We start from the raw sequence: 1892 nt of genomic DNA on the forward strand, positions 1-1892 counted from the left end.
TGGCGCGGCGGGCGTCTCCTGCTTGCCGCAGGCGGCCAGCAACAGGAGCGAGGCGAACAGGGACACGGGCAACAGCACGGAGACGGCACGACGACGGACGGAAGCAGAGCGCATGGGAGCAGAACCTTTGCGGAGTGCACGATGGGAGGAGCAGGCCGCGCGAGCGGCGTGTACGGAACGGCGGAAAGCGGTCATTGCGTGCGTCGGTGCTGGGCCTCCGTCAGCAGGTGGGCGAGTTCGGCATTGCCGCGTTGCTGGGCCAGCGCCGCCGGGGTCTTGCCGTCGGCGTCGCGCGCATCGGCGCTGGCGCCAGCGGCGAGCAGGCGCCGGGCGCTGTCCTCGCGGCCGGCAGCGGCAGCCAGCATCAACGGCGTGACGCCGGCGCGGTTGGCACGGTCGGCTTCGGCACCGCGCTTGAGCAGCAGATCGAGGATCTTCGGGTCGTTGCGCGCCACCGCGAACATCACCGGGGTGAAGCCGGCCGGGTTGGCACGGCGCACGCTGGCACCCGCGGTGAGCAATGCCTGTACCAGGTCGGCGTCGGCGTAGGAGATGGCCAGGTCCAGCGGCGTCCAGCCGTCGGCGGACACCGCCTCGACCTTGGCGCCATGCGCCAGCAATTGCGCGGCGCTCTTGCCGTCGTTGGACCAGGCCGCCTTCATCAACGGCGTCCAGCCATTGCTGTCGCGGTTTTCGACCTTGGCGCCGGCAGCCAGCAGCTCGCCGACCAGCAGCGGCGCCTGGTTGCGGATCGCCTGCTGCAGCGGCGGCTCGCCGAGCAGGTTGGGCTTGTCGGCGCTGGCGCCATGCCGCAGCAGCCAGGCCACGCGCACGCCATCGCCGGCGTCCAGCGCATGCGCCAACTCCTCGTTCGGATCGGCACCGCCGGCGATGCGCAACTGCAATTGCGCCAGCATGTCCGACGAGGCCTGCGCGCTCGGCGTATCGTCCGGGTCGTCGGGCACCGCGTAGGAGCCGTGCGAGCGCAGATCGCCGGCGACGATGCAATCGGCGCAGTCCACCAGCGGCACGTGATACTCGCGCAGGATCGCGCCGATCTTGCCGGCGCTGCGCTGCATCGCCGCGTTCAGCGCATCGCGCAATGCCGCGTTCTTGCGCGACACCGCCCACGCCATCGAATATTCCAGCACCTCGTTGTCGATGACGTTCAGCGGCACCACGCCGAGGCCGCCGCGCGCGGCGTAGTAGCCGGCCACCGGCCCCCAGGATTCGGCGGCATCGAGCTTGCCGGCGGCGACCTGCTCGGCGAGCTTGCCGGGATGTTCCTGCGGCGCACTCGCCGAATCGTAGAACAGGTACTGCACTTCACCCTGCACGCCATGGTCGAACAGCGCCTGCCGCGCCGGCGAGCTCTGGAACACGCCGACCTTGAGCTTCTTCAGTGCCGGATCGTCCAGCGAGGCAGGACGCAGGTCCAGGCCCTTGCGGGTGACCAGCACATAGGTGGAGCGATACAGCGGGCGCGTGGGCAGGCCCATCTCGAAATCGCTGTTCATGTCCATCAGCACGTCGCAGCGCCCGGCGTTGATCGTGCTGCGCGCCAGGCCGCGCTGGTAGTAGCTGCGCCACTCGTACTCCAGGCGCCGGCCCATCTCCGCGGCCACCACCTGGGCGATCTTGTTCTGGAAGCCCTCGCCTGCACGATCGGACAACGGCATGTTGCCGGGATCGGCACAGACCCGCAGCACCGGCGCATCGGCCGGCAGCGTCGTGGCGGGCGCGGCGGATGCCGGTGCCGCAACGGCGGGCGGGGCAGCAGGAGCGCGAGCCGTCGCGGACGACGGCTCGCGCGTACAGCCTGCGGCGACGAGTCCGAGGCTGCACAACAGCAACACGGCGCGCGCGCCCGCAGGCAGGCGCCGCGAGGCGGA

1 protein-coding gene is annotated in these 1892 nt (G+C 70.9%); it reads right to left on the reverse strand.

Annotated elements, in window-relative coordinates; all coding sequences use genetic code 11:
• Nucleotides 1-191: 191 nt before the first annotated feature.
• The coding region (locus tag D588_RS0106990; protein ID WP_345775584.1) for a quinoprotein dehydrogenase-associated putative ABC transporter substrate-binding protein at nucleotides 192-1892 on the reverse strand (1701 nt) is incomplete at its 5' end.

This window comes from Xanthomonas sp. SHU 308 (genome assembly GCF_000364645.1).
Taxonomy (GTDB): Bacteria; Pseudomonadota; Gammaproteobacteria; order Xanthomonadales; family Xanthomonadaceae; genus Xanthomonas_A; species Xanthomonas_A sontii.